Source organism: Providencia sp. PROV209 (genome assembly GCF_028479485.1).
Classification (GTDB): Bacteria; Pseudomonadota; Gammaproteobacteria; order Enterobacterales; family Enterobacteriaceae; genus Providencia; species Providencia alcalifaciens.
Map to the genome: position 1 here is coordinate 77,057 of NZ_JAMPNR010000023.1, position 26,448 is coordinate 103,504.

General features: G+C 42.2%; 24 protein-coding genes. 21 read left to right on the plus strand and 3 right to left on the minus strand.

Annotation, left to right across the window (positions count from 1 at the left end):
* The first annotated feature begins 306 nt into the window (after nucleotides 1–306).
* From rsfS to lipA, 9 genes are all read left to right on the plus strand, one after another.
* Nucleotides 307–633 carry a ribosome silencing factor gene (gene rsfS / locus PR795_RS16375; RefSeq protein ID WP_006660943.1) on the plus strand — a complete coding sequence of 109 codons (327 nt, stop codon included), beginning with the start codon at nucleotides 307–309 and terminating at the stop codon, nucleotides 631–633.
* Nucleotides 634–635: 2 nt separating this feature from the next.
* Nucleotides 636–1,106: a 23S rRNA (pseudouridine(1915)-N(3))-methyltransferase RlmH gene (gene rlmH / locus PR795_RS16380; protein WP_006660942.1), complete on the plus strand. Its 471-nt coding sequence runs from the start codon at nucleotides 636–638 to the stop codon at nucleotides 1,104–1,106.
* Between the two features lie 32 nt (nucleotides 1,107–1,138).
* The gene (gene mrdA / locus PR795_RS16385) at nucleotides 1,139–3,028 is read left to right on the plus strand and encodes a peptidoglycan DD-transpeptidase MrdA (RefSeq protein WP_154630458.1); all 1,890 of its coding nucleotides are present in this window, start codon (nucleotides 1,139–1,141) and stop codon (nucleotides 3,026–3,028) included.
* Nucleotides 3,029–3,030: 2 nt separating this feature from the next.
* Nucleotides 3,031–4,143, plus strand: a complete 1,113-nt coding sequence (gene mrdB / locus PR795_RS16390) for a peptidoglycan glycosyltransferase MrdB (RefSeq protein ID WP_006660940.1) — start codon at nucleotides 3,031–3,033, stop codon at nucleotides 4,141–4,143.
* Nucleotides 4,144–4,156: 13 nt separating this feature from the next.
* On the plus strand, nucleotides 4,157–5,134 hold the full coding sequence (gene rlpA, locus PR795_RS16395) for an endolytic peptidoglycan transglycosylase RlpA (RefSeq protein WP_006662334.1): 978 nt from the start codon (nucleotides 4,157–4,159) through the stop codon (nucleotides 5,132–5,134).
* A gap of 191 nt (nucleotides 5,135–5,325) precedes the next feature.
* Complete coding sequence (gene dacA, locus PR795_RS16400) at nucleotides 5,326–6,555, plus strand: D-alanyl-D-alanine carboxypeptidase DacA (RefSeq protein ID WP_006660938.1); 1,230 nt, start codon at nucleotides 5,326–5,328, stop codon at nucleotides 6,553–6,555.
* A 153-nt stretch (nucleotides 6,556–6,708) separates the two neighbouring features.
* Entirely contained in the window at nucleotides 6,709–6,972 is a 264-nt protein-coding gene (ybeD, locus tag PR795_RS16405; protein ID WP_006662335.1) for a DUF493 family protein YbeD, read from the plus strand.
* Between the two features lie 157 nt (nucleotides 6,973–7,129).
* Complete coding sequence (gene lipB, locus PR795_RS16410; RefSeq protein WP_179897764.1) at nucleotides 7,130–7,759, plus strand: lipoyl(octanoyl) transferase LipB; 630 nt, start codon at nucleotides 7,130–7,132, stop codon at nucleotides 7,757–7,759.
* A gap of 70 nt (nucleotides 7,760–7,829) precedes the next feature.
* A complete protein-coding gene (gene lipA / locus PR795_RS16415; protein WP_006660935.1) occupies nucleotides 7,830–8,795 on the plus strand; it encodes a lipoyl synthase in 966 nt (321 codons plus the stop codon).
* Between the two features lie 186 nt (nucleotides 8,796–8,981).
* On the opposite strand, the gene cspE is transcribed toward lipA, so the two are convergent.
* Nucleotides 8,982–9,191, minus strand: a complete 210-nt coding sequence (gene cspE, locus PR795_RS16420; RefSeq protein WP_006662336.1) for a transcription antiterminator/RNA stability regulator CspE — start codon at nucleotides 9,189–9,191, stop codon at nucleotides 8,982–8,984.
* 217 nt (nucleotides 9,192–9,408) lie between these two features.
* Nucleotides 9,409–9,867 (minus strand): methylated-DNA--[protein]-cysteine S-methyltransferase, encoded by a 459-nt coding sequence (locus tag PR795_RS16425; RefSeq protein ID WP_036960178.1) that lies wholly within the window; start codon nucleotides 9,865–9,867, stop codon nucleotides 9,409–9,411.
* Between the two features lie 297 nt (nucleotides 9,868–10,164).
* Between PR795_RS16425 and nrdH the strand changes: the two genes are divergently transcribed.
* From nrdH to emrB, 8 genes are all read left to right on the plus strand, one after another.
* Nucleotides 10,165–10,392: a glutaredoxin-like protein NrdH gene (nrdH, locus tag PR795_RS16430; protein ID WP_006662337.1), complete on the plus strand. Its 228-nt coding sequence runs from the start codon at nucleotides 10,165–10,167 to the stop codon at nucleotides 10,390–10,392.
* Between the two features lie 11 nt (nucleotides 10,393–10,403).
* Nucleotides 10,404–10,838 carry a class Ib ribonucleoside-diphosphate reductase assembly flavoprotein NrdI gene (gene nrdI / locus PR795_RS16435; protein WP_036974532.1) on the plus strand — a complete coding sequence of 145 codons (435 nt, stop codon included), beginning with the start codon at nucleotides 10,404–10,406 and terminating at the stop codon, nucleotides 10,836–10,838.
* Nucleotides 10,831–12,963 carry a class 1b ribonucleoside-diphosphate reductase subunit alpha gene (gene nrdE / locus PR795_RS16440; RefSeq protein WP_181480659.1) on the plus strand — a complete coding sequence of 711 codons (2,133 nt, stop codon included), beginning with the start codon at nucleotides 10,831–10,833 and terminating at the stop codon, nucleotides 12,961–12,963. The genes nrdI and nrdE overlap by 8 nt, the downstream gene beginning before the upstream one ends.
* A 13-nt stretch (nucleotides 12,964–12,976) precedes the next feature.
* Nucleotides 12,977–13,948, plus strand: a complete 972-nt coding sequence (gene nrdF / locus PR795_RS16445; RefSeq protein ID WP_006660929.1) for a class 1b ribonucleoside-diphosphate reductase subunit beta — start codon at nucleotides 12,977–12,979, stop codon at nucleotides 13,946–13,948.
* Between the two features lie 143 nt (nucleotides 13,949–14,091).
* The gene (locus PR795_RS16450) at nucleotides 14,092–15,291 is read left to right on the plus strand and encodes an MFS transporter (protein ID WP_006662341.1); all 1,200 of its coding nucleotides are present in this window, start codon (nucleotides 14,092–14,094) and stop codon (nucleotides 15,289–15,291) included.
* Between the two features lie 658 nt (nucleotides 15,292–15,949).
* On the plus strand, nucleotides 15,950–16,465 hold the full coding sequence (gene mprA / locus PR795_RS16455; protein ID WP_006660925.1) for a transcriptional repressor MprA: 516 nt from the start codon (nucleotides 15,950–15,952) through the stop codon (nucleotides 16,463–16,465).
* A 223-nt stretch (nucleotides 16,466–16,688) separates the two neighbouring features.
* Nucleotides 16,689–17,870 carry a multidrug efflux MFS transporter periplasmic adaptor subunit EmrA gene (gene emrA / locus PR795_RS16460; RefSeq protein WP_006662342.1) on the plus strand — a complete coding sequence of 394 codons (1,182 nt, stop codon included), beginning with the start codon at nucleotides 16,689–16,691 and terminating at the stop codon, nucleotides 17,868–17,870.
* A gap of 14 nt (nucleotides 17,871–17,884) precedes the next feature.
* Nucleotides 17,885–19,426: a multidrug efflux MFS transporter permease subunit EmrB gene (gene emrB, locus PR795_RS16465; RefSeq protein ID WP_181480658.1), complete on the plus strand. Its 1,542-nt coding sequence runs from the start codon at nucleotides 17,885–17,887 to the stop codon at nucleotides 19,424–19,426.
* A gap of 88 nt (nucleotides 19,427–19,514) precedes the next feature.
* Here the strand turns inward: emrB and PR795_RS16470 are convergent, their stop codons facing one another.
* Nucleotides 19,515–20,636 (minus strand): tRNA/rRNA methyltransferase, encoded by a 1,122-nt coding sequence (locus PR795_RS16470; protein ID WP_036960171.1) that lies wholly within the window; start codon nucleotides 20,634–20,636, stop codon nucleotides 19,515–19,517.
* Between the two features lie 172 nt (nucleotides 20,637–20,808).
* Here PR795_RS16470 and PR795_RS16475 point away from each other — a divergent pair, with 172 nt between their 5' ends.
* From PR795_RS16475 to PR795_RS16490, 4 genes are all read left to right on the plus strand, one after another.
* Nucleotides 20,809–21,510: a tRNA-uridine aminocarboxypropyltransferase gene (locus PR795_RS16475; protein ID WP_006662345.1), complete on the plus strand. Its 702-nt coding sequence runs from the start codon at nucleotides 20,809–20,811 to the stop codon at nucleotides 21,508–21,510.
* Between the two features lie 216 nt (nucleotides 21,511–21,726).
* A complete protein-coding gene (locus PR795_RS16480; RefSeq protein WP_272516953.1) occupies nucleotides 21,727–24,372 on the plus strand; it encodes a bifunctional acetate--CoA ligase family protein/GNAT family N-acetyltransferase in 2,646 nt (881 codons plus the stop codon).
* 159 nt (nucleotides 24,373–24,531) lie between these two features.
* Nucleotides 24,532–25,887, plus strand: a complete 1,356-nt coding sequence (gene pssA / locus PR795_RS16485) for a CDP-diacylglycerol--serine O-phosphatidyltransferase (protein ID WP_036960169.1) — start codon at nucleotides 24,532–24,534, stop codon at nucleotides 25,885–25,887.
* Nucleotides 25,888–25,973: 86 nt separating this feature from the next.
* Nucleotides 25,974–26,318 carry a YfiM family lipoprotein gene (locus PR795_RS16490; RefSeq protein WP_006660918.1) on the plus strand — a complete coding sequence of 115 codons (345 nt, stop codon included), beginning with the start codon at nucleotides 25,974–25,976 and terminating at the stop codon, nucleotides 26,316–26,318.
* Nucleotides 26,319–26,448 lie beyond the last annotated feature (130 nt).

Genomic DNA, 26,448 nt, shown 5'->3' on the forward strand with positions numbered 1-26,448 from the left:
ATATCAATAAATAATTGATTCTCTTTTATTCGCTTATTTTCAATTTAATTAATTGCACAACCCCACGCATATTCTAGAATATGGGTACGCGAGAGGTAGCGATATTTTGTTTGTAAAGTTACGATAATTATCTTGCCGAATGGATAAGATATCCCTATAAATTGCCCTCTTACATCAATAAAAAATAATTTAGCCGATTTTTCCGAAAATCTGGGGTAAAATAGCGGCGCTTTATTGGGGGATATCTCCCCTGAAAGTACAGCGATAAATCGTGTTTAACAAGAGATTCTCTCAATTTGAATAAAGGTGAACCTTTTGCAAGGAACTGAACTCCAAAAATTTATTATCGATCAACTTGAAGATGCGAAAGCAGAAGATATTACATCGATCGATGTCCATGGGAAATCAAGTGTTACCGACCAAATGATTATCTGCACAGGGACTTCAAGCCGTCATCTCATGTCCGTTGCTGATCGTTTAATCGATGCATGCCGTAAACAGGGTTTGATGCCTTTAGGTGTAGAAGGCCAAGGTATTTCAGACTGGATTGTTGTCGACCTTGGTGATGCCATTGTGCATATCATGCAAGATGAAAGTCGCCGCATGTACGAACTAGAAAAACTCTGGAGCTGAGTTTGAAATTACAGCTCATCGCCGTCGGTACAAAAATGCCGGACTGGGTACAGACCGGCTTTATGGATTATCTTCACCGTTTTCCTAAAGATATGCCTTTCGAGTTAACCGAAATTCCCGCAGGAAAACGAGGAAAAAATGCAGACATCAAGCGTATTCTCGAAAAAGAAGGCGAATTGATGCTTGCTGCTGTTGGTAAAGGCAATCGCATCGTGACATTGGATATTCCAGGGGATCGTTGGGACACACCTAAACTTGCCGTTCAGCTGGATAAATGGAAACAAGATGGTCGTAATGTCAGTTTATTAATCGGTGGACCGGAAGGACTTGCACCTGCGTGTAAAGATGCTGCAGAGCAAAGCTGGTCGCTATCACCGTTAACACTACCCCATCCGCTCGTTCGCGTCCTTGTTGCCGAAAGTCTTTATCGGGCATGGAGTATTACGACTAATCATCCGTATCATCGGGAATAGTTAGGAATTAATTTGTACACAATGGCAATGGGATGAAACAACAACGCACCCCTTTTCGCGACCATACCGCAGAATCAGTTTTGTTTATTCGCCGAGCATTAATTGCTTTCGGCGTCATTGTCATACTTACCTCAATCCTCGTGACCAATTTGTATCATTTACAAATTGTCCGTCATGAAGATTACCAAACTCGCTCCAATGATAACCGCATTAAATTGGTGCCAATTGCCCCTAGCCGCGGCATTATTTATGATCGTAAAGGTACTCAGTTAGCCCTTAACAGCACTTTTTATCAGTTAGAAATCGTGCCTGAGAAAGTGGAAAACTTGCAGGAAACCCTCGACAAATTACGCGATGTGGTCGACCTCACAGACGAAGACATCACAAACTTCGAAAAAGAGCGTAAACGCTCCCGCCGCTTTACCTCAATTGCACTGAAAACTCAGCTGAACGAAGTTCAGGTAGCGCGTTTTGCGGTCAATCAGTACCGCTTTCCGGGATTAGAAGTCAAAAGCTATCAACGCCGTTCATATCCATACGGTTCAGCATTAACCCATGTCATTGGCTATGTTGCAAAAATTAACGATAAAGACGTTGAGCGCCTCGATAAAGATGGCTTGCTACCAAACTATGCCGCCAGTCATGATATCGGAAAATTAGGTATTGAGCGTTATTACGAAGATGTGTTGCACGGCAAAACAGGCTACGAAGAAGTTGAGGTGAATAGCCGAGGTAGAGTTATTCGTCAACTTCACGAACAACCACCGCAAGCAGGTCGCGATGTCTATTTAACTATCGACCTTGAATTACAGACCTACATCGAAAAAATTCTGACCACCAGCCGTGCTGCGGTCGTGGTTACCGACCCTCGTAATGGCGAAATCCTCGCTTTGGTATCAACACCTAGTTACGATTCAAACTTGTTTGTGAACGGAATTTCCAGCAAAGATTATCAAGAGCTACTAAATAACCCTAATAGACCGCTGATCAACCGAGCAACTCAGGGCTTATATCCACCCGCATCCACGGTGAAACCATTCATTTCAGTGGCAGCCTTGAGTGAAAAAGTGATTACACCGAATACCACTATCTATGATCCAGGTTGGTGGCAGCTCCCCGGCTCTGAAAAACGTTATCGTGACTGGAAGCGTTGGGGACACGGCAAACTGAATGTGGTCAAATCCATCATTGAATCTGCCGATACCTTCTTCTATCAAGTGGCTTATGACATGGGGATTGATCGCCTATCTGATTGGATGACTCGTTTTGGTTATGGCGAATACACTGGTATCGACCTTTCCGAAGAGCGTCAAGGTATTATGCCAACTCGTGAGTGGAAGCAAAAACGCTATAAAAAACCTTGGTATCAAGGGGATACTATCCCTGTTGGGATCGGTCAAGGCTATTGGACATCAACGCCAATTCAAATGTCTAAGGCGCTGATGACATTAATCAATGATGGTAAAGTGAAAACACCACATTTGCTGTATGGAACTAAACTCGGCAATGCCATGGTACCTTATGAAGATAAAGAAACCCGCCAGATTGGTGATATCCACTCAGGTTATTGGGAGCTAGCTAAGACGGGTATGTATGGTGTCGCCAATGCGCCGAATGGTACGGGTAAACGCAGCTTTGTTGGCACACCATATAAAGTGGCAGCGAAATCAGGAACAGCCCAAGTATTTAGCTACGAAACCTATAACGCAAGCAAATTAGCGGAACACCTGCGCGACCATAAACTCATGATTGCGTATGCCCCTTACGATAAGCCCACAATTGCCGTTGCGATTATTTTAGAGAACGGTGGTGCAGGTCCTGCGGTCGGTGATATTGTTCGCCAAATCTTTGACCATGTCCTGTTAGGTGATAACAAGACCCAAGTTGAAACCTCGGGTGCCAGCGCAGAGGAAGATCGTTAATCATGACAGACGATAAACGAAAACTATCACTATCAACACGTCTGCACATTGATGTGCCAATGTTATTGATTATCATAGCATTGCTCGCGTATAGCGCATTTATTATGTGGAGTGCTAGCGGGCTAGACCCAGATATGATGGAAAGAAAATTGGGGCAAATTTTTTCTGGCTTCGTAGTCATGATCGTGATGGCGCAAATCCCCCCACGAATGTATGAAAGCCTTGCGCCACATCTGTTTATTTTCTGTGTCATATTATTGGTTTTTGTCGATGTATTTGGGCAAATCAGTAAAGGGGCTCAACGTTGGCTCGACCTAGGTTTTGTGCGTTTCCAACCATCGGAAATTGCTAAAATTGCCGTCCCCTTAATGGTGGCTCGCTTTATGAACCGAGATACATGCCCGCCTTCATTTAAAAACACCTGTATTGCACTTGTCTTTATCTTCGTTCCAACGTTGCTCGTCGCAGCACAACCGGATCTCGGTACTTCAATTCTCGTTGCCGCATCAGGTCTATTTGTTCTATTCCTAGCAGGAATGAGCTGGCGATTGATTGCCGTTGCTGCCGTTGCGCTCGCCGCCTTTATCCCAATGCTTTGGTTCTTCTTAATGCATGATTACCAACGTGCACGAGTCATGATGTTACTTGACCCAGAAAGCGACCCACTCGGTAAGGGATACCATATTATCCAGTCTAAAATTGCCATTGGCTCCGGTGGGTTAATGGGAAAAGGCTGGCTGGAAGGCACTCAATCCCAGCTAGAATTCTTACCTGAACGACACACTGATTTTATCTTCGCTGTATTAGCCGAAGAACTCGGACTCATTGGTGTATTAGTCTTACTGGCGCTCTACATTTTGCTCATCATTCGTGGGCTCTATATCGCCGCGAGTGCGCAAAACACCTTCGGGCGAGTCATGGTCGGTGGATTAATCCTAATCCTATTTGTGTATGTGTTTGTTAATATTGGCATGGTCAGCGGCATCTTGCCTGTCGTTGGTGTTCCCCTTCCCTTAGTCAGTTATGGTGGCTCCGCCTTAATTGTTTTAATGGCTGGATTCGGTATTATCATGTCTATCCATACCCACAGAAAATTTCTATCTAAGAGTTTATAACATGAGGCTTAGTATGCGTTTACAATGGATTATGCTCGCCATGGCAACCACATTGCTCAGTGGTTGTATTAACGAAGACGTTAAGCAGCAGCCAACAGTACCAACCAATATCCCAACACAAGATGTCTTGGGTGCTGAGCCACATTATGAACCTTATCACCCAACGGCGAATAATGATTACCAACGTAATGGTAAACAGTATCAAATCGTGCGTGATCCGGCGCAGTACTCTCAAGTTGGTTACGCATCAATTTATGGACAAGAAGCCTCTGGTCAACTGACAGCCATTGGTGAACGAGCGAACCCAGTAGAGTTAACAGCTGCTCACCCAACCCTGCCAATTCCAAGTTATGCACGTATTACCAATATGATGAATGGTCGCATGATGGTGGTGCGTATTAATGACCGGGGTCCATATACACCGGGTAAAAGCATTGCCGTATCTCGTGCGGTTGCAGATCGCTTAAATCTGATGACAACGACAAAGATTAAAATTGATGCTATTCAAGTTGCACCCGATGGCAGCTTATCGGGTCCCGGTACAGTAGGTTCAAACTTTGTTAAGCAAAGTTATGCGCTCCCCGACCGCCCACAGTTAGGGTCTGGTCCATTAGGCACGCCAGTGATGCAAGAATCCCCAGCACCAACAAATTCACTGCCCGTCCAACAACCTGTTGAACCTATGCAACCGACTATGCCTGATATGAACATCAAGCCGCAGGAACCGCAAGCTGCGCCACAAGCAACCGCAACAGAATCGGTCCCTGAGCGTGGATTTTTAGTCCAAGCTGGTGCTATCAGTAGTAAAGCGAATGCACAAAGCATGTTAGACAATTTAAAAAACCAGTTTAAGGTTCCAGGACGCCTGCAACCCTACAATGGCATCTACCGTGTTCAATTAGGACCTTTTGCAACCAGACAACAAGCCGTAGAGATTCAATCTCGCTTACAGTCCGAGCGTAATCAACAATCTATGGTTGTCGCGCCTTAGTCTCCCAATAGCCGAATAATTTACGTTGTAAGGGGAAATAAATCCTTATTTCCCCTGCAACTTGAAGTAGAACGGGTATAAACTAGCGTAAATTTACCTGCACAGCGCAAGAGCTTCTTTTATCTGCCTTTGAACTTTTGCTAAACTGCGCTTTCTTGTGTTAACCGAATGCCGGATATAATGATACAACCATGAAAAATGTCTTCCCATCACGCTATGTCTTTCTGTCACGCATTGCGCGCCAGACTGCCTTGGCTTCTGCACTGATCGTTTCTACCGCTAATTTTGCAAATGCAGATGAAGCATTTCCAAATACATCAATTCCCGCAGTGCCAGACATTGATGCGGCTGCCTATATCTTAATTGATTACAATTCAGGTAAAGTCCTTGCCGAAAGCAATGCAGACCAACGCCGCGATCCTGCCAGTTTGACCAAAATGATGACCAGCTACGTTATCGGTCAAGCCATTAAATCAGGCAAAATCGGTGCGAATGATATGGTTACGGTTGGCGATGATGCATGGGCGACAGGTAATCCAATCTTCAAAGGCTCATCATTAATGTTCTTAAAACCAGGGGATCGCGTGAGTGTTTCTCAGCTGACCCGTGGTATTAACTTACAGTCAGGTAACGATGCTTGTGTAGCAATGGCGGATTATGTTGCTGGTGATCAAGCTAACTTCGTTAACTTGATGAACACCTACGTAACTAAACTGGGTCTGCAAAATACCCACTTCCAAACGGTTCATGGTTTGGATGCCGCGGGTCAATACAGTTCTGCTCGCGATATGGCGTTGATTGGTCAAGCACTGATCCGTGATGTACCGGAAGAGTACGAAATTTACAAAGAAAAAGAGTTTACGTTTAATAATATCCGCCAAACTAACCGTAATGGTCTACTATGGGATAAAAGCCTCGCCGTTGATGGGATTAAAACCGGTCATACTGATGCAGCGGGTTATAACTTAGTGGCATCAGCGAAAGATGGCGATATGCGCCTGATCTCTGTTGTTATGGGTGGAAAAAGCAGTAAAGGTCGTGATGCAGAAAGCAAAAAACTGCTCACTTATGGCTTCCGCTTCTATGAAACAGTTAAGCCACTGCAAGCCGATGTTGAGTTCGCAACTGCTCCCGTTTGGTTTGGTGATGACAGCGAAGTTAAATTAGGCGTCGTTGAAGACCTTTACCTCACCATTCCTCGTGGTCGTTTAAAAGACTTGAAAGCAAGCTACGAATTAACCACAACTGAAATTGAAGCACCGCTGAAAAAAGGCCAGCAAGTCGGAACGATTAGCTTCCAATTAGATGGAAAAACAATTGAACAACGTCCTTTAACGGTATTAAAAGATGTTGAAGAAGGTGGCTTCTTCAGCCGCTTGATCGACTACATCAAACTATTATTCCATCGTTGGTTTAGTTAATACTTGAAATCGAAATAAGTTAACCCCATATAGTTTGTATCTGAAAGCCTGTAGTGAAATACAAACCCTAGTGGGGTCATGAATTGGCTGGCGAAATCTATTTTCTTCCAGCCAATTTTTATACAGGCGCTAATTAATCTTTTAGGAGTGCCCATGAAAACGAAATTAGGTGAACTGCTTGAGTTCCCATGTCCATTGACCTACAAAGTGATGGGCCTAGCGCAGCCAGAATTAGTTGACCAAGTCATTGAAGTTGTTCAACGCCATGCTCCGGGTGACTATGCACCGGATGTGAAACCGAGCAGCAAAGGTAACTACCACTCAGTTTCTATTACGATTAACGCGACTCACATTGAGCAAGTTGAAACGCTCTACACTGAGTTAGGCGCATTAGAATTAGTCAAAGTTGTCCTGTAATGAACAACGCAAAAAGCCGAGCCATGTGCTCGGTTTTTTATTGCTCGTAATGTTGAAATATACTGCAAAATAACACGTTTATAACAAGCTAAACTGGTGGTAAAGCTTTCACAGCGTTATACTGCCATTCATCTTTACAGCCTGTGGACACCGAATTTTGTCGAAGAATAGCATCATCATCCGCGACTTAGGTCTGGCTCCCTACGAGAGCACATCTGAGGCAATGCATCAATTTACTGAATCCCGTACTTCTGATACCTGCGACGAAATTTGGCTGGTACAGCACCCTTCTGTCTTTACTCAAGGGCAAGCAGGTAAAGCTGAGCATGTTCTCGCGCCAGGAAACATTCCTGTCATCCAAAGCGATCGAGGTGGACAAGTGACGTATCATGGTCCCGGTCAGCAAGTGATGTATGTTATGGTGGATTTAAAGCGTAGCCATATTGGTGTCCGTGAACTGGTTAGTGCTCTAGAAACCTGCGTGGTGAATACCCTCGCTCATTTTAATATCAGTGCGTACCCACGCCCTGATGCCCCCGGAGTGTATGTCAATGGAGACAAAATCTGCTCCCTTGGTTTACGCATCCGCAAAGGCTGTTCGTTCCATGGATTGGCACTGAATGTTGATATGGATTTAGAGCCTTTTAATCGCATTAACCCCTGTGGTTATAGTGAGTTGAAAATGACACAAGTGCGAGCACTGTCGCCAAATATTACATTAAGCGATGTTCAACCAGTGCTTATTAGTCAGTTCTGTGACACACTTGGATTTCATATTGTTCAATAATAATGCTATAATTTTTTAACATTATTCAAAAAAATTTTAATGGCAAACAGATAACTGGAACCGGCACATTATGAGTAAACCAATTCAGATCGAGCGTGGAATTAAATATCGTGACGCCGATAAAATGGCACTGATCCCTGTTAAAAACGTGGTGACGGAACGTGAAGAAATTCTACGTAAACCTGACTGGATGAAAATCAGATTGCCAGCTGACTCTACGCGAATTCAAGGCATCAAAGCCGCAATGCGTAAAAATGGCCTGCACTCCGTCTGCGAAGAAGCGTCATGCCCTAACCTCTCTGAATGTTTTAACCACGGAACTGCCACCTTTATGATTTTAGGTGCAATCTGTACTCGCCGTTGCCCATTCTGTGATGTTGCCCACGGCCGCCCAAATGCCCCTGATGCCAATGAGCCTGAAAAATTAGCCCAAACTATCAAAGATATGGCTCTACGCTATGTGGTTATTACTTCCGTAGACCGTGATGATTTACGTGATGGCGGCGCACAGCATTTCGCTGACTGCATCAGTGCAATCAGAGAAAAAAGCCCATCGATTAAAATTGAAACGCTTGTACCTGATTTCCGCGGCCGTATGGATCGCGCATTAGAAATCCTTACCGCTACGCCACCGGATGTGTTTAACCATAACCTTGAAAACGTTCCACGCATTTACCGCCAAGTTCGCCCTGGCGCTAACTATGAATGGTCCTTGAAATTGCTGGAAAAATTCAAAGAAGCACATCCAGAAATCCCAACAAAATCAGGTTTAATGGTTGGCTTAGGCGAAACCAATGAAGAAATTATCGAAGTTATGCGTGACTTACGTCGTCATGGCGTGACGATGTTAACATTGGGACAATACTTGCAGCCAAGCCGCCACCATTTACCCGTTAAGCGTTACGTCAGCCCTGCTGAGTTCGATGAAATGAAAGAAGCGGCTATGGATATGGGCTTCACACATGCAGCATGTGGTCCATTTGTGCGCTCTTCTTACCATGCTGACCTACAAGCAAAAGGCGAAGAAGTTAAATAATATTTACCATTTCACCCAACGATGCTTGCAGAGAAACCCTGATGATGCATATTGCACATTGGGGTTTTTTATTAATTATCTAATTTATCACTAATACAAATTATTATTAGATGAGTTTGATCCATAAAAAAACTCGCGCTAGCAATGCTAGTGCGAGTTTAGTGCTGTTCGTTTCTAAGTATTTAATTACAAAGAGACAACGTTAGCAGCTGATGGACCTTTCGCGCCTTCAGTGATTTCGAATTCGACTTTTTGGCCTTCTGCTAAGGTTTTGAAACCGTCGCCAGAAATCGCAGAGAAGTGAACAAAAACATCTTTGCTACCATCTTCTGGAGTGATGAAACCAAAACCTTTAGATTCATTGAACCACTTAACGTTACCTTTAACTTTAGACATCAAATTATTACCTTTAAAATAAAATAGACACACCATCTGTATCAAGCTCAGTACATCAGATATGTAACTTACTTGTCTACAACCTAGATCACGAAAATTGATTTAAATGATAAAAAAATATTATTTATCCACACTTTTCCCCAAAAAAACGGGAATAATCCTTATCAATAGTAATTAACGCAAAGATAAATATTACTAATAGTTAATTTTTCAGCGTTTACTTCTCGTGAATAAGTAGCCAATCTTTAATATCCAAGCCCCCTGTGTAACCCACCAATTTTCCATCATGCCCCAACACACGATGACAAGGTACAATCAATGAAATAGGATTACGGGAATTTGCCATTCCTACAGCTCGGCAATAGTTAACAGAACCTAATTTTAAGGCGAGATCTTTATAACTCCAGCGCTCACCATAAGGAATTTCGCACAAATGCTTCCAGACTTTTTTCTGAAACTCAGTACCTTGCGGATTCAGTGCGACAGAAAACACTTTCCGCTTATGATTGAAATATTCTTTTAACTCTTTAGCACACTGCTTTGAGAATTCGTTCTTCGACTCTTTCTCCATTTTTTCATCAACAAAATAGATACTCGTCACACCTTCATCATCAGCCGTAATATGGATCCACGGTTTCGGAAAGTTTTCTGGGGCTACTAAATATTGATGGTACATAACATCTCCTCAAAAGGATTCACTTACCTGATTGTATATACAGTTATAAGGTAAATTATTTCTACTTTGCAATGATATTTTTTCTCAGTGTAGCTAACTGAATCATCTCCCCCTGAATTTTTTTATTTCCAATGTTAATAACAGCATAGCCAATAATTTGAATGATTATCATTCAAAATAAGAAATCACTATATATTGTGTGGTTGAAATATTTTTTATCAATATATAGGATCAAGCCATCTTAGATACACCACTATCACGTAACTACCACGTTCTGAAAATATTAAGGTGAAAAAAATGACTGAGATTACCATTTATAGTAAGCCTAACTGCGTCCAGTGTAATGCCACCTACCAAGCTTTTGAACGCAAGCAACTTCAATATAAAGTCATCGACCTATCTGAAGATAATCAAGCCATTGAATTTATAAAAAAACTAGGTTACCAACAACTTCCCGTTGTTATCGTGGGAGAGCAACATTGGTCAGGATTTCGCCCTGACAAAATCAATGCTTTGATTGAGTAAGTGAGGCTGATATGACCACACAGCCACTGATTTATTTTTCAAGCCATTCGGGCAGCTGCCATCGGTTTGTCGAAAAATTACAATTGCCAGCAACCCGCATCCCCATCGGTCATTTACCTGAGAATGCCATTTTAGCAACTCAGCCTTATGTACTGCTGCTACCGACCTATGGTGGAGGCTCTTCCCATGGTGCAGTACCTAAAGAAGTTGTGCATTTTCTCAATATCCCAACTAATCGTACGTTGATTCGCGGTGTTATTGCGGCAGGTAATACTAATTTTGGGGAAGCTTACGCGCTCGCCGGCAGCATTATTGCTCAAAAATGTGCCATTCCCTTCCTCTATCGCTTCGAATTATTAGGTACTGAGCGAGATGTACAGTCCGTAAAACAAGGATTGAAAACATTCTGGGAAAGCGCTCATACAAAGGAACCAATCAATGGATAACCCACAAAACAGCCGCAATGCGGATTATCATGCGCTAAATGCGATGTTGAACCTCTATGATAGTGAAGGTCGTTTACAGTTAGATAAAGACAAGCAAGCAGCATATCTCTACTTTCGCCAGCATGTGAATCAAAACACCGTCTTTTTTCATGATTTAAAAGAGAAACTTGATTTTTTAGTGAATGAAAAATACTACGAAGAAGAGGTCCTCGCACAGTACGATTTTCCGTTCATTAAACAACTTTTCAAGCAAGCCTATGCTCATAAGTTTCGTTTTCAAACGTTCTTAGGCGCTTTTAAGTATTACACCAGCTACACACTTAAAACCTTCGATGGAAAACGCTATCTTGAACGTTACGAAGACCGCGTTTGCATGGTGGCACTCACCCTTGCACAGGGTTCTAAATCTCTCGCCTCCCTCTTCGTAGATGAAATCATCACTGGGCGCTTCCAACCTGCAACGCCAACGTTTCTCAATTGTGGGAAGAAACAGCGCGGGGAGCTAATATCCTGCTTTTTACTGCGAATTGAAGACAACATGGAGTCTATCGGGCGCTCAGTGAATTCAGCACTACAACTGTCTAAGCGCGGGGGTGGTGTTGCTTTCTTGATGAGTAATTTACGCGAACAAGGTGCCCCGATAAAACAGATCAAGAACCAATCCTCTGGCGTCGTACCTGTCATGAAAATGCTGGAAGATGCATTTTCCTATGCAAATCAATTAGGGGCGAGACAAGGTGCAGGTGCCGTTTATCTTCATGCTCACCATCCTGATATTCTGCGCTTTTTAGATACTAAACGAGAAAATGCGGATGAAAAAATTCGCATTAAAACACTCTCTCTTGGAGTCGTGATCCCTGATATTACATTCCAGCTCGCGAAAAATAATGAAGACATGTACCTATTTTCCCCTTATGACATTCAAAAAATCTACGGGGTACCCATGTCAGAAATCAGTGTTACAGAAAAATACCACGAAATGGTGAACAACAAAGCCATCAAAAAATTCAAAATTAATGCGCGGGAATTTTTCCAAACTATCGCTGAAATCCAATTTGAATCAGGCTATCCGTATATTTTATTTGAAGATACCGCGAATCGTGCCAACCCCATTGCTGGGCGTATCAACATGAGTAATTTATGCTCTGAAATTCTACAAGTAAACCAAGCCAGCCAATATGAAGATGATTTAAGTTACCAAGAAATTGGTAAAGATATTAGTTGCAACTTAGGCTCTATGAATATCGCAAATACCATGGATTCACCAGACTTTGCATTGTCGATAGAAACCGCTATTCGCGCTCTAACTGCGGTTTCAGATATGAGCAATATTGGCTCAGTTCCTTCTATTGCTAAAGGTAACCGACAATCCCATGCTATTGGTCTTGGTCAAATGAACTTGCATGGTTTTTTAGCCCGAGAACATATCCACTATGGATCTGAAGAAGGATTAGATTTTACTAATATTTATTTCTATACCGTGGCTTACCATGCCTTAAAAACATCGAACCAATTAGCCATTGAACGCCAACAAACCTTTGATGGCTTTGAATCATCCTCCTACGCTAGCGGCGAGTATTTTGATAAATATATCAACAACACATGGTTACCAAAGACCCAAACCGTTCAGGAATTATTCCGACGCTCGGGCATCGAAATACCCACACAAGCAAACTGGCAAGCCTTAAAGCAGTCAGTGATGACCAATGGAATATATAACCAAAACTTGCAAGCGATCCCACCAACAGGATCTATTTCCTATATCAACAATTCGACCTCCAGCATTCACCCTGTAGTTGCTCCTATCGAAATTCGTAAAGAAGGCAAAATTGGGCGTGTTTACTATCCCGCACCATTTATGACCAATAAAAATCTTCAGTTCTACCAAGATGCCTATCAAATTGGTCCAGAAAAAATCATCGATACCTATGCAGAAGCGACCCAGCACGTTGACCAAGGTTTGTCGCTAACACTGTTTTTTGATGGTAATGCAACCACCCGCGATATCAATAAAGCACAAATCTATGCATGGCGAAAAGGAATAAAAACCTTGTATTACATTCGATTACGCCAAACTGCTCTCGAAGGTACCGAAGTAGAAGGCTGTGTTTCCTGCTCACTGTAAAAGGATAAATAATATGACCACCAGCACGCCTAATCGCCCAATTCAAGCAATAAACTGGAACCGTATTCAGGATGATAAAGACCTCGAAGTATGGAATCGGCTAACCAGTAACTTTTGGTTGCCAGAAAAAATTCCACTGTCAAACGATACTGTTTCATGGAATACACTAAAAACAGACGAGCAACAGCTCACCATTCGTGTATTTACGGGATTAACACTTCTGGACACCATCCAAAATACTGTTGGTGCGCCTTGCTTAATGGAAGATGCACAAACGCCCCATGAAGAAGCCGTTCTCTCCAATATCAGCTTTATGGAAGCGGTACACGCACGTTCCTATAGCTCGATTTTTTCTACACTATGCTCCACCGTAGATGTTGATGAAGCCTATCGCTGGAGTGAAGAAAACACTGCATTACAAAATAAAGCTAAAATTATTCTTTCTTACTATTGCGATTCCCATCCACTCAAGAAGAAAGTCGCCAGCGTTTTTTTGGAGTCCTTTCTATTTTACTCTGGCTTTTATTTGCCAATGTACTGGTCAAGCCGTGGAAAACTGACCAATACCGCAGATTTAATTCGGCTGATCATTCGCGATGAAGCCATTCATGGCTACTACATCGGTTATAAATTCCAAAAAGCGCTAGCTCATTACTCAGAACAAGAACGTAATGAAATTAAAGATTTCACTTTCTCATTGCTACTTGATTTATATGAAAATGAAATCAAATATACTCAAGAGTTGTATGATGGTGTTGGCTGGAGCGAAGACGTCAAAAGTTTTCTACACTATAACGCCAATAAAGCGTTGATGAACTTGGGCTATGAAGCACTATTCCCAGACTCAATTACACAAGTGAGCCCTGAAATTTTGTCCGCTCTTTCACCTGACGCCAATGAAAACCATGACTTTTTCTCTGGCTCTGGCTCATCCTATGTCATTGGCAAAGCGGTGAGTACTGAAGATGATGATTGGCTTTTTTGAATAACATCAACAAAAATATCACGCATCAATATTCTGAAAAAATAATAAAATAACCTCATGCATTAACTCATTGAACAATAATGGTGGGTTAGGCTTAAAGCCTGCCCACTGAATAATAAATTAACACTTATATTCGAAGCATAATGAGCATAAAAACACCACAAGCGGAACTGACTACGGGCTTAACGCTCTTAATGGCAATTGCCACCGGACTCGTCGTTGCCAGTAACTATTACGCGCAACCTCTACTCGATACCATCGCACTCCAATTTAACCTCACCACTAACATGGCTGGGTTTATTGTGACGGCAGCTCAATTAGGCTATGCCGTTGGGTTACTATTTTTAGTTCCTCTCGGTGATCTTTTCGAACGAAAAAAGTTGATCATCGTCATGACGACATTGTCAGCGAGTGGTTTATTAATCACGGCGCTTTCTGACAATATTTGGCAAATTTTGCTCGGTACGGCTTTAACCGGATTATTCTCCGTTGTCGCGCAAGTCCTTGTTCCTATGGCTGCCTCTATTGCGAAACCGCATCAAAGAGGGAAAGCCGTCGGAACGATTATGAGTGGGCTACTTTTAGGTATTTTACTTGCCAGAACTATCTCTGGCGGGGTTGCCATGATCGGGGGATGGAGAGCCATTTACTGGGTCGCCTTTGGATTGATGATGATCCTCGTCCTTGTTTTAGCGCTCAAACTACCCCGCTATCACCAAAAAACTGATCTTAACTATTTTCAGCTCATCTTCTCCATTGGACGCCTGTTTTTTACAACCCCCGTATTAGGTACTCGAGCACTACTCGGAGCCTTAACTTTTGCAAATTTTGCACTGTTATGGACTGCCATGGCATTCTTGCTTGCTAGCCCCCCATTCAATTATTCGGAAGGGACTATCGGACTATTTGGTCTTGTTGGTGCGGCAGGAGCATTAATGGCAACTCAAGCGGGTCGCTTAGTTGATAAAGGCAAAGGTAAATTAATCACGACCCTTGGCTTAGTGTTACTACTGTTATCTTGGATCCCCATTGGCATGGCGAAGTATTCGTTAATTGCCTTTATTATCGGCGTATTAGTCCTTGATTTGGCGGTTCAAGCCGTGCATGTCACAAACCAAAGTACCCTTTATCGTATTATGCCTGAAGCACGTAACCGCTTAACCGCAGGTTATATGACCAGTTATTTTATTGGTGGTGCATTAGGTTCATTACTTTCAGGATATGCATATGAACATGCGGGCTGGCTAGGCGTTGCAATTTCAGGGGCAGTCTTGACCGGAATAAGCTTAATCATTTGGGCTATTGGTGCTCGATTTGATCCAAAAATTACTTCAGAGCAATAAATACATTTAATTCTCTCAATGCATAGCCGCTAAATAGATTGCGGTTATGCATATCCAGCTCACTTAATATCAATCACATTCTTTCCTGGTCCATTATTTAACCTATTATTATGTGGCTATGATAATAATCATCTTATCAAATAGCTAACAATGATAAATAATTAGTGCAAGGTATAATTTACTTAGAAAAAGTTAATTAGTGACACAGTTAAGCAAAAAGTATACCTTCATCAAATGGTATACTTCTTGCCCATAAAATATTAACCCAGTATCACTCAGTACCCTAGGCTCCTTCTCTTGGTATTTACCTCCAAAAAGAGAGCTCCTTCTATCTTGTAATTATTGAGTAATAAAAAAAATGGTATTGAGTTAATGCGATGTGATTATATATTGTTTTATATGATTTTATTTGTCGTATAAAACGCAATTATACTTTGATCTATTTATCTGCACGATAGTAAGAAAGCAGTGATTGTTAATTGAACTATACTAAATGCGTTAAAACACATTCATAAAATTTATGAATGATGTATCATTGTCAAAATAAAATGGATGAAATTAATTAAGTATAATTGCTAATTCTATCTTTTAATATACCATTCACATGGTTGATTGCAGTTGAAACATTACCAACTGAAACTAATAAGGTATCCAAATAATGGAAAGTTCATTTACACCGACAGAAGAATTACTTAACGCCCGTGTCGCGCAACAAGTTTCACTGGAAAATACCATTCCTTACCAAGAAATTTTATTAACGCGCCTGTGCATGCACGTGCATGGAAAACTGTTGGAATCACGTAACAATATGCTAAGAGCTCAAGGAGTCAACGAAACGCTGTTCATGGCGTTAATGATCCTTGATACCAAAGATTCTCATAGCATTCAGCCATCTGAACTTAGTGCAGCATTGGGATCTTCACGTACTAACGCTACGCGTATCGCAGATGAATTAGAAAAGAATGGCTGGATTGAACGTAAAGAAAGTCATAATGACCGTCGTTGCTTACACCTGCATTTAACTGAAAAAGGCTCTGAGTTTTTAAGCGGATTATTGCCACCACAACATAAAGCCTTAATCGATATTTGGTCGGCATTAGACACTGATGAAAAGCAGCAGCTTGATAAATTAATGCGCAAGTTACTCATCAAGCTTGATAGTATCAAAGAGTGATTATATTAACCACAATAAATTAATGGTTAATGTTTTTGAGGCATTCTGTGGTTTAAACTGAAAAAAAACCTTTTCACTCACTTATATTTCATTATCCTTTCAGTGATATATTGCTACATCCCATCGAGCAACGAAATCATTTGTCGTCTTAGTTTCCAGTAGTTAATACTAACTGCTGGAAACAGCCGTTATTTTTATCCATTGAATATGGGGAACCATCAGTATGAGCGCCCGCGAGGATCTACCGGAAACGCAAACACCGCCATTAAACAAAAAAAGACAGCGCAGAAATGCTCTCATGTTCTTAACCTTTATTTTTGTCGCTATTGGCATCGGGTGGACGGCATACTGGTATATTGTCCTACGCCATTACGAGTCCACAGATAATGCTTATGTAGCCGGAAATCAGGTTCAAATCCAAGCTCAAATATCAGGCAGCGTCATGACGGTCAACGTCGACAATACCGATTTTGTTAAAAGCGGAACAGTATTGGTGGAACTCGACCCTCGAGATGCTGAATTAGCTCTCGAAAAAGCAAAAACTGAACTTGCTAACAGTGTTAGACAATCCCAGCAGCACATAATCAATAGTCGACAATTTCAAGCTAATATTGATGTTAAACGCTCTGAACTATCCCGTTTGCAAAATGATTTAAAACGTCGTGAAGTTCTAGGAAATAGTAATCTGATTGGAAAAGAAGAACTACAACACGCGAGAGAAGCGGTCGTCAGCGCTAAAAGTGCTTTGGATGTGGCAATTGAGCAATATAATGCCAACCAAGCCATCGTGCTCAATACTGCCCTAGAAAAACAACCTCTCGTTGAACAAGCGGCAACACAAGTGAGAAATGCGTGGCTTGCTCTACAACGAACCAAAATTGTCAGCCCTGTGGATGGTTACGTGTCGCGCCGCAGCGTACAAGTCGGCTCGCAAATCACGCCAAATACCCCATTAATGGCAATCGTGCCATCTAGCGGTATGTGGATTGATGCCAACTTTAAAGAAACACAACTTTCCAGCATGCGGATTGGTCAGCCCGCAAAAGTCACGACCGATTTCTATGGTAAAAATGTAGTATTCAACGGTACGGTCGTTGGATTAGATATGGGTACAGGTAGCGCATTTTCATTATTACCTGCGCAAAATGCCAGCGGTAACTGGATTAAAGTAGTACAACGCCTCCCGGTACGTATTGCTCTTGACGAGGCTCAGTTAGATGAATACCCATTACGTATTGGGCTTTCTACGGAAGTTGAAGTGGATACCGCCAACAAAGACGGGAAAGTGTTATCAAAGGGTCTACGTGATGCGCCGGCTTACCACACGACGGCTTTAGCTGTAGATATGTCTCCTGCTGACAAGATTGTTGCTGAGATTATTCAGAATAATGCCGGCAATAAGTAAACGGAGACACTGACGTGACAAATGCACCGTTAACTGGCTCAAAATTGGCTTGGATGACGATTGCCTTATCTTTGGCAACTTTCATGCAGGTATTGGATTCGACCATTGCTAACGTCGCTATCCCCACTATTGCGGGTAATCTGGGTGCATCTAACTCACAAGGCACATGGGTGATTACGTCGTTTGGCGTCGCGAATGCTATCTCTATCCCTGTCACTGGTTGGCTAGCTCGCCGTATTGGTGAAGTTCGACTCTTTTTATGGTCTACAGGGCTTTTCGCACTCACCTCATGGTTATGTGGGATCTCTAACAGCTTAGAAATGCTCATCTTATTCCGCGTATTACAAGGTTTAGTTGCAGGTCCTCTGATTCCGCTTTCCCAAAGTTTATTGCTAAACAACTATCCTCCAGCCAAACGCAGTATGGCGCTTGCATTATGGTCAATGACCATTGTTGTCGCCCCTATCTGTGGACCTATTCTTGGCGGATATATCAGTGATAACTATCACTGGGGATGGATTTTCTTTATTAACGTGCCATTTAGTATCGCCATTATTTTTGCCATCATGCGAACCTTAAAAGGACGTGAAACAAAAATATCCATCAAACCAATTGATACTGTTGGACTTGTCTTACTGGTCGTCGGTATTGGCGCACTCCAAATTATGCTCGACCAAGGGAAAGAGCTTGATTGGTTTAATTCAACAGAGATTATTGTTCTGGCAGTGATTGCAGTTGTCGCAATTGCCTTCTTGATTGTTTGGGAGTTAACAGATGAACATCCTGTAATCGACCTTTCACTCTTCAAAGAACGCAATTTTACCATTGGCTGCTTAGCGCTCAGTTTGGCATATATGCTCTATTTCGGCACTATCGTTCTATTGCCTCAATTACTCCAAGAGGTATACGGCTATACGGCAACTTGGGCAGGCTTAGCATCGGCACCGGTCGGTCTATTGCCTCTTTTAATCACGCCTATTATTGGTCGCTTCGGTAACCGTATCGATATGCGTTACTTAGTTACCTTCAGCTTTATTATGTATGCAGTGTGTTATTACTGGCGAGCTTATACCTTCGAACCAGGAATGGGATTCGCGGCGGCTGCATGGCCTCAGTTTGTTCAAGGCTTAGCGATTGCCTGCTTCTTTATGCCACTAACAACCATTACGTTATCAGGCTTACCACCTGAAAGAATGGCGTCAGCATCTAGCTTATCTAACTTTACGCGAACATTAGCAGGGGCAATTGGTACCTCGATCACAACCACTCTGTGGACACAACGTGAAGCGATGCACCATGAAAACTTAACGGAATTTGTTAATCCATATAATCCTAATGCTCAACATATGTACAGTGAGCTCGCGCAAATAGGCATGAATGAGCAGCAAAGCGCCGCTTATATTGCACGCTCAATCACAGAGCAAGGGCTAATTATTTCGGCGAATGAGATTTTTTGGATGTCCGCGGGGGTCTTTATTCTACTCATGGTCATAGTTTGGTTTGCGAAACCACCATTCGGCGCAGGATCGAAAGAGGGTGGAGGCGGCGCTCACTAACCCCTATTCTCGCTATCATGTTGAAACGAAAAAAAACCATACACAATTTTGTGTATGGTTTTTTCTTTAAGCTCATGCTAATGCACGATTACTTAACTTTGTTTTGTGACCACCACTGAGATAGCATAATACCGGTTGCCACAGAAACGTTCAGGCTTTCAACTTTACCTGTTCCGCCAATGTACAAACTCATATCGCCCTGATCCCAAGTGCTATCACTTAATCCATCACTCTCTTGACCTAACACCAGCACCATTTTCTTCGGTAATTGAACTTTAGCAATGTCCTGACTACCTTTATGGCTTGATGTGGTGACAATGGTATAGCCCGCTTGACGGAACTTATCCAATGTTGTCGTGAAGCCATCCGCGTCAATCGCTTTAATATGCTCAGCACCACCTTCAGCAGTACGAATTGCCGCACCAGACTCTAACATTCCGGCATCTTGTAAAATTACGCCTTTCACGCCAAAGTGAGCACAACTACGCATGATCCCGCCAAGGTTATGTGGATTACCCACATCTTCCAATGCTAAAACACAATCGGTATCTACCGCATTTTCTAAGTAAACCTCAGCCGCCATACCACCACGTTTTTTAATGATGAAGCACACACCACCATGGTGTTCAGTACCAGATGCTTTCGCAAGCTCTTCTTCATCAACAACATGGTATGCTTTACGGTTTGCCGCCATCCATTTTAATGCATCACGAAAACGGGGAGTCACTGACTGTAAGAACCACGCACGAACAATGCCGTCTGGACGGTTTTTAAACATCGCTTGGCAAGCATTTTCACCATAAATACGCGTCTCTTCTTGACGCTGTTTACGCAGTTGTTCAGGGTCAATTTGGCTTTTCCCTGAAATACCACCATGGTCATTTTCTAATTCATCACTACCTGGTTTTGATACAGTACGCCATGGTGACTGCTCGCGAGGTGCGCTATCACGTGGGCTGGAACGTCTATCGCTGTCAGAACGTCTTTCTGAACGACCACCTTCTGGGCGGTTTGAACGACCTGAACGATCGTTGCGATCATTACGATCGTTACGCCCACCAGAACGTTTGTCACCGCGTCTATCATCGCGCTTATCATCACGACCGCCGCGGCGCTTATCATTACCTTTATTATTGTCCTGCTCTTCGCTACGGACATACATCACTTTTACTTTGCCGTTTTTACCACTAAAATCATTCGTGTCGTTCATCGCTATCCCCTACTAAGCTATGGCGCGAAGATTACATGAAGTTGCAAAGCTACGCTACCGATCCTCACTATTATCTCACCGAAAAGTTGTTGAATATACTTCTATCGTATGCAAATCGTTTTGCGTACAATATGCCCCTTATTTTGTTGCAATGAAAAGTACCCTATCAACCATGAGTCAGAACGCTGTCTATCTCCTGCGCCAACAACGCTTAGCTCTTTCAACAAAACCTTTTAAAGCAAGAGGTTGTCGAGTAAAACGTTGCCATTTTTGCCTACTACCTGTTCCACAATGTTTATGTGAAGAGACTGTTTCTGCGCAAGCAAAAAGCCAATTTTGTCTCATTATGTTTGATGGTGAGGTTTTTAAACCTAGCAATACAGGAAAACTGATTGCAGATGTACTTCCTGATACGCAAGCTTACCAATGGTCCAGAACAGATCCTGATAGCCAGTTATTAGCGATACTGCAAGATCAGACTAGACAACCTTATCTGATTTTCCCAGAAAGCTACGCACAAAATGATCGTATTGTTGTTAACCAACCGACGCTTTCCCACAAACCTGCATTGTTCATCTTATTAGACGGAACTTGGCCGGAAGCCCGTAAAATGTTTCGAAAAAGTCCTTACTTGGACCAAATTCCCATGCTATCCATTAACACCAAAGCGAGAACAGATTACCTCCTACGTATCCCATCAAGGGAAGAGCAACACTGTACGGCTGAAGTCGCCGCCACTGTATTGGAACAAGCTGGGGACATCGATGCATCTCAAAAGTTATTTGCTCATTTTAATCTGTTTCGCCACAAATACTTGGAAGGAAAACCCCACCACCCGACCGCTCAAATGCTCCTATCTCAGCCCTTAAAATAACGCTTATTAGGTATTCTTTACGTTATTTATACATTGCGCTTTCCAGCAATTTATATTTTGAAAATCACCTTCACAACAAAACGTGAGGGTGCTTGTATTATTCAATAAAATTCCCTCTATAAACTGGCGCTTCTCCCAATATACGGCATAGTATTGCTTACGAACTCAAGATCAATTGGGCGGTATTTACGCTCACCACATAAAAGGTTTGCCAGCATGGGGTTAGTGAGTCAACTAGAGTCATTATTTAGGCCAAAATCCATCGTTGTCGTAGGCGCTTCAGAAGATCCTAGCCGAGCAGGTTCCGTCATGATGAAGAACTTACTGAGCAGTGGCTTTAAAGGTCCTATTCTGCCCGTTAATCCGAATAGAAACTCTATTCTTGGCGTCCTCGCTTACCCATCAATTGATAAACTGCCATTAAAACCTGATCTTGCCGTCATCTGTACCCACTATTCTCGTAACACCGAATGCTTACGGCAACTTGGAGAAGCTGGCTGTAATGTTGTGATCATACTGTCATCCCCTTCTATTCAGTTTAACGAACTGAAAAAAGTGGCGCAGCAATACCAAATTCGCTTGCTAGGTCCCAATAGTTTAGGCTTCTTTGCCCCATGGCAAGGACTCAATGCCAGCTTTTCCCCTATTCCTATTTTAAAAGGCAAATTAGCATTTATTTCACAATCTGCCGCAGTTTCAAATACCGTATTGGATTGGGCGCGTCACCGAGATATCGGTTTTTCGTATTTTATTGCTCTAGGAGATAGCATCGATATTGATATCGATGATCTGCTGGACTACCTAGCCCGAGATAGCAAAACCAGCGCAATTTTGCTGTATTTAGAAAATATTAGTGATGCAAGGCGCTTTTTATCTTCTTCTCGTAGTGCATCACGTAATAAACCAATTTTGGTTATCAAAAGCGGTCGCACCCGAAAAGCACAAGAATTACTTGGTGAAAAACCAAGTTTAGATGCCGCCTATGATGCGGCTATCCAACGCGCGGGTTTACTGCGAGTACAAGATACCCATGAAATGTTTTCGGCAGTCGAAACTCTAAGCTATATGACCCCACTGCGAGGGGAACGTTTATCAATAATGAGTAATGGCTCCGCACCTGCTGCGATGGCACTTGATGAGCTACTACTGAGAAATGGAAAACTCGCGAAACTTGGCGTAGAAACAGAAAACGAATTAAGCTCCTTGCTCCCTCTCGATTTATCAACGCAAAATCCAATTGATCTCGGCGATGATTCCACGGTAGATAGATACCTTAACGTGTTGAACAAAATGCTCGATAGCCACGATCATGATGCATTGCTTTTGATCCACACACCCAGTGCCATAACCCAAAGCAAATCTATGGCAGAAAAAGTGATTAAAGCAATTAAACAGCATCCACGAGGAAAATGGCTAACGATATTAACAAATTGGTGTGGGGAATATACATCCCAAGAGGCAAGAAGGCTCTTTAGCGAAGCAGGTATTCCAACTTATCGAACACCTGAAGGTGCTATTACTGCCTATATGCATATGGTGGAATATCGTCGTAACCAAAAACAATTAAAAGAAACCCCTGCCCTTCCTATCGGGATTACTGCGAATACTCAGCAAGCCCATACATGCATTATGCAGGCAATTGAAAATAACAAATTACATTTGGATACCCATGAAGTTCAGCCTATTTTAAAAGCTTATGGATTAAATAGCCTACCAACATGGATAGCGCATTCTAGTGAACAAGCTGTTGAAATTGCTGAAAAGATTGGTTATCCCGTTGCATTGAAATTACGGTCCCCTGATATTGTGCACAAATCAGAAGTTCAAGGGGTTATGCTCTATTTAAGGAATGCCAAAGAAGTTGCAGAGGCGGCTGATGCGATCATAGAACGCGTTTCTACCAACTTCCCTCTAGCACGGATTGAAGGCTTATTAGTACAAAGTATGGCGAATAGAGCCGGTGCTCAAGAGCTCCGTATTGCGGTAGAATTGGATCCCGTATTTGGTCTACTAATCATGCTTGGTGAAGGTGGTATTGAATGGCAGCAAGAGAGCCAAGCTGCCGTCGCGCTTCCTCCACTGAATTTAGCTCTGGCGCGTTATTTGGTCATCAATGCCATTAAAGGACATAAAATTAAAGCCCGTAGTGCTTTAGAACCATTAGATATTCCAGGGCTAGCTAGCTTACTGGTTCGGGTCTCTAATTTAATTATTGATTGCCCTAATATCAGCCGATTGGATATACACCCGCTGCTAGCCGCAGGCGATGAATTCACATTGCTTGATGTTTCAATGACATTAAGCTCTACAACTGATAGCCCAAATACTCGACTTGCCATTCGCCCATATCCAAATGAATTAGAAGAGACAATCCACCTAAAAGATGATCTGACTTGCTTGCTAAGACCGATTCTTCCGGAAGATGAGCCTTTACTGAAATCCTTTATTGAACAAGTCACCAAAGAAGATCTGTATTACCGCTATTTTAGTGAAATCAGTGAGTTTACTCATGATGATCTCGCCAATATGACTCAAATAGACTATGACCGAGAAATGGCATTTGTCGCCGTTAAAAATAGCAAGACACAACCTGAAATTATTGGCGTTACCCGTGCGATGGCGGATCCTGACAATCAAGAAGCAGAATTTGCAGTGTTAGTTCGTTCAGATATGAAAGGGCAAACTCTAGGCTATCAATTGATGCAAAAGCTTCTGAATTACACCCGCGCACATGGTATTAAAAAATTGACCGCAATCACCATGCCAGAAAATCGCAATATGATCAGCTTGGCAAAAAAACTAGGGTTTCAAATTGATGTTCAATTTGAGGATGGTGTCGTGAATCTGACCCTGCATCTATAATAAAATTTAGGAATACACTGTAATCTGCATGGTAAGCAAACCAATTACCAATTTATTCCTAATGAACGATGTAAATATGATATCATCGACAGATCATTCGCTTAAATATTTGTATAAAGCGATTTGCTATTAGACTAACAAGAGAAAATTCACACTGTGATGTTGTCAAAATTAAAACAAGCAAAACATCAACAACACTTGGCAAATATGCCTAAATTGTCTCAGTCAGTTGATGATGTTAAAACGCTCTATAAGACGGAAGATTTTCGTGGTGCTCTGCTTGAACAAATCTCGCAAGCTAAAAATACAGTCTACATTACGGCGCTGTATTTAGAAAAAGACGATGCGGGTAAAGACATTCTTCATGCTTTATATGCTGCTAAGCAAGCAAATCCTAATCTAGATATTAAAATTTTAGTTGATTGGCACCGAGCTCAACGAGGGCGTATTGGTGCAGCAGCTAATCTCACTAATGCCGATTGGTATTATGAAGTCTCTCAACAATACCCTCATATTGAGATTCCTGTTTTTGGAATTCCTGTTAATACACGGGAGGCATTGGGCGTACTACATTTAAAAGGCTTCTTATTTGATGATACATTGCTATATAGCGGTGCAAGTATCAACGATGTGTATTTACATCGTCATGAAAAATATCGCTATGATAGATATCACCTGATCAAAAATAGCCATCTCACCGCGACGATGAAGAAATTCATTGATGACTCTCTTCTATCATCAGATGCTATTCATCTACTCAATACGCCTAATCGACCAAAAACTGCGGAATTCAAAGGGTTAATCAAACAATTTCGTTTATCATTACGTGGGATAAACTACCAATTCGTAGGAAATGCTAGTAATGATGAGCTCGCTGTTATCCCCTTTGTTGGTCTAGGTAAAAAGAATGAGTTAAACCGTACGATCACACATTTAATGAGCTCAACCTCTGAAAAGCTGACCATCTGTACACCATACTTTAATTTACCTGCCGTTTTGGTCAGGATTATCAGTAAATTACTGCGTGATGGAAAAAAAGTTGAAATTATTATTGGCGATAAAACGGCTAACGATTTTTATATCCCGCCAGAAGAACCATTTAAGATTATTGGTGCATTACCTTATCTCTATGAAATAAACTTGCGCCGTTTTGTCAGCCGCTTACAACGCTTCATTGACAGTGGGCAACTGACTGTTCGTTTATGGAAAGATGGTGATAATACCTACCATCTCAAAGGAATGTGGGTTGATAATCAGTGGCAATTGATTACAGGTAATAACTTGAATCCACGAGCTTGGGGATTAGATCTGGAAAATGCTGTTTTGATCCACGATCCGAAACAGCAACTCCAAGAACAACGCCAACATGAGTTAGATTGTATTCGCACTCATACTAAAGTTGTTCATCACTACCGTGAATTGGACAGCATTCAAACTTACCCGGTTAAAGTGAAAAAGCTGATCCGCCGATTACGACGGATCCGCGTCGACCGCCTAATTAGTCGAATACTTTAATTATTATCTCTTTAAAGCGCCGCTCACGTGGCGCTTTTTATTATCTATTGAACTCTAACTCACGAGTTGTTGTAGAGGCTCAAGATATGTCATCTATCACATATAAACCATTAGCTTTAATTTTTTCATTAATAATCATCACTGGCTGCTCAGGGTTTCATTGGTCAAATGATAACTGGAAAGGTAAGGATAAAGCACAACATTTCGCCTTTTCAGCTGCGATGGCAGCTGCAGGAAACGCTTATGCCGATAGACAAAACATGCAACATAGACAAGCAGCTCAATTCGGCATGGTATTCTCTATTTCTCTAGGGGCAGCAAAAGAATTCTATGATAGCCGCCCATCGGGTACTGGCTGGAGTTTGCATGATTTTGCTTATGATATCGCTGGGGCTGTTGCAGGTTATACGCTCTACCAAAACTTTAAATAGTATTCATAAGATTTAAAATCTGACGCAGCAGGTAAGAAATAGGTACAGGTACAGGTACAGGAAGTGATCTTTGAAATAGCATGTTACTGAAAAACAAAAACCCCGTGATTTTCATCACGGGGCTTGCTAT